Source organism: Neobacillus drentensis (genome assembly GCF_036965425.1).
Taxonomy (GTDB): domain Bacteria; phylum Bacillota; class Bacilli; order Bacillales; family Cytobacillaceae; genus Neobacillus; species Neobacillus drentensis_F.
Genome location: NZ_JBALPP010000208.1, coordinates 386 through 2,847 on the forward strand (window position 1 = coordinate 386; position 2,462 = coordinate 2,847).

The following is a 2,462-nucleotide window of genomic DNA, read 5'->3' on the forward strand; positions in this document are numbered from 1 at the left end:
CCAATCTTTAACTCTTGCATCCGTTAGTTGAATAAGGGAGATAATCAATCCCAGTTATTAAAAATTACATCGCCAATTCTTTCTGGTTTCCAATATGCTAGTTGCTTTAATTCAGCACCGTTCAATTTATTTTCATTTTGTATGGTACCTTTTTTTGAATCTGAATTTATTATTTGTTCGTTTAGTTCTTCTGTACCCAGTACACGATAAAAAGGGCTAAACTCACTATTTAATTGAGGTTCATCAATAAAATCAATTTCTCCGAAACTAACAACAGAAGCAAAAGCTATTAAAGGATAATGTGCATTTAACAAGATATGAAAATGTTTATTAAAAGCATTAACTTCCACATCAAAAAAATTAGATTTTTCTTTTGGCTCCTTAAATTCTAAAACCTTTCCTCCATTACTTTTAATGGAATTGAAACATAGAAGTTTAAACTGCTTTCCATCAATCATTGGAGGTCTATTATGTTTCTCATAAAAGCCAGTTATTCCATCAGGAAGTTTCATAAATTACTTCCCCCTTAAATAAATTCAATTAATTATATCCCCTTTTCTTCTTCAAGTATCCTGCATCCGTTAGTGCAATAAAAAAGGGATCGCCGCTGCAATCGCCATCTTCAACTCTTGCACCCGTTACTTTAAATATATTGTTCACAAACTGTAATCTAATACTGAAAACTGAATCAACGGCCCGTTGCATATTACAAAATAATTTAAAATAGTGAAGAACCCCTTAGAATCGCCTTTTTTCTAATATGGGTTCCCATAAATGTTGTTACTATAAAAATAATGCACATTATAACTATTAAGGGCAACATCATAATTCCAACTCCAAAATTATCATCCTCCAAAGGAAAATAAGTCCGGAGATTTGTTTTGTAAATTATTAAAATGTACATTATTTCATTAATAAATGGAATGTAAAAAACATATTTCCATCTGCCAAATTCGAAATACCTCGTTATTAAGTAGCATATTGGTCCAAAGGCAAGGAAAGAAATTACTGTAATTGTAACTGAGAATGCTGTCCCTTGGTTCAGAGTGAACATTGCTCCTTCATTAAATATTACAAAAACCATTGTTGTTATAAATAAATATAAAACAGTCCGTAACAAATTCCCCATTAATTACACTCCCTATTAAGGATTTATAATAATTTTATCATAAGTATACATAGATTATCTATGTATTTTCATTTTGGAAATTTAATGTTAAAGAGAAAGAATAAAAGTATACATTAACAAACCTGTCCCTTTAGTCGAATAAAAAAGGGATCGCCGCAGCCGCAGCCATCCCATTCTTAACTCTTGCAACCGTCAGTTTAAGTGTAAATTTCACAATCTTTCATAGGCAATAGGTAATTTTATTCTCAATATAAGCATAAAACGGAAAAGCATCCAAACCTGGTTCATTTGGATGCTTTTTTTTACAAACTGAGACGAATATTATTAGAAATTCGCTGTGAGTAATTATTTATCAGTTGCTGTATTCCCCATTGCAATAGAAATTCTATTCCAACTGTTGATTTGATTAATTATCATTACAAGGTCAACATATTGTCTCTCATCAAAATGTTCACGTACTCGTTGATAAAGCTCTTCCGGCACGCGTTTTGTAGGGATTAAAGTTACGTATTCAGTCAATTCAAGAGCTACTTTCTCTGCATCTGTGTAAAATGTGCACTCTCTCCAAGCACTAATACAATATAAACGTTGTTCCGTTTCTCCCATTTTTCTAGCATCCGTTGTATGCATGTTAATACAATATGCACAACCATTTATTTGAGAAGCCCGAATTTTTATAAGTTCACGAAGTTTACGGTCAATACCTGTTGTTTTCGTATACTTCTCCATATCCATCATTATTTTAAGTGCTTCTGGTGCTACATTGTAATAATCAACTCGTTGTTCCAATTTAATTACCCCCTTATATTTCTTTTCCTTTAAGCTAGTATTAATTTAGGTGCTAGTCTTGAAGCAGCTTCTTCAACTTCTTTAGATTCTTTTTGAAATACTTCATTTGGTTCTAGTAAAGAAGCTCCTGCTCGATTGATTTGATAATTTTCAATACCAAGGAAATTGAACATTGGTATATTTTGATCCACTTGCTTGTATGACAAGAATTCCTTTGTCCGTCTTTAAGTAGACCTACTGAGCCATTTTCAGTATATTTAAAAGTTTCTCGTGCGCTCACGATATTGTCCATATAATCTTTTAACTTTGATGGAATATTAAAATTATGCAAAGGTAAAACGATGACATACGTATTTGCACTTTTAAATTGTTGTAAGATCTCGGACATACTCTCCGTTATTTTTTGCTCTTGGCGCTATCATGAATTGATCCTTTATAAACTTTCAAAAAGTGGGTAAAAACCTGCAAGCTAACTGAAGCAGTATCATCTATGTTTTGGATGTGCGTTAATAAATAAGCGTTTTGTTCATTTTTATTTCCCCTT

General features: G+C 32.0%; 3 protein-coding genes and 2 pseudogenes. All 5 read right to left on the reverse strand.

What is annotated here, in order from left to right:
• Positions 1-44: 44 nt before the first annotated feature.
• Positions 45-512 carry a hypothetical protein gene (locus tag V7161_RS30080; protein ID WP_335716427.1) on the reverse strand — a complete coding sequence of 156 codons (468 nt, stop codon included), beginning with the start codon at positions 510-512 and terminating at the stop codon, positions 45-47.
• A gap of 206 nt (positions 513-718) precedes the next feature.
• A complete protein-coding gene (locus V7161_RS30085) occupies positions 719-1,129 on the reverse strand; it encodes a hypothetical protein (protein WP_335716428.1) in 411 nt (136 codons plus the stop codon).
• Positions 1,130-1,474: 345 nt separating this feature from the next.
• A complete protein-coding gene (locus tag V7161_RS30090; RefSeq protein ID WP_335716429.1) occupies positions 1,475-1,918 on the reverse strand; it encodes a carboxymuconolactone decarboxylase family protein in 444 nt (147 codons plus the stop codon).
• A gap of 29 nt (positions 1,919-1,947) precedes the next feature.
• Positions 1,948-2,330: pseudogene (locus V7161_RS30095) on the reverse strand (NAD(P)H-dependent oxidoreductase); the annotation flags it as partial.
• Between the two features lie 32 nt (positions 2,331-2,362).
• Positions 2,363-2,448, reverse strand: a pseudogene (locus V7161_RS30495) (FMN-dependent NADH-azoreductase); the annotation flags it as partial.
• Positions 2,449-2,462: the final 14 nt, after the last annotated feature.

Bases quoted from the DNA above. Each gene is read 5' to 3' on its own strand.
- V7161_RS30080 (WP_335716427.1), bottom strand. From the start codon at position 512: ATGAAACTTCCTGATGGAATAACTGGCTTTTATGAGAAACATAATAGA.
- V7161_RS30085 (WP_335716428.1), bottom strand. From the start codon at position 1,129: ATGGGGAATTTGTTACGGACTGTTTTATATTTATTTATAACAACAATG.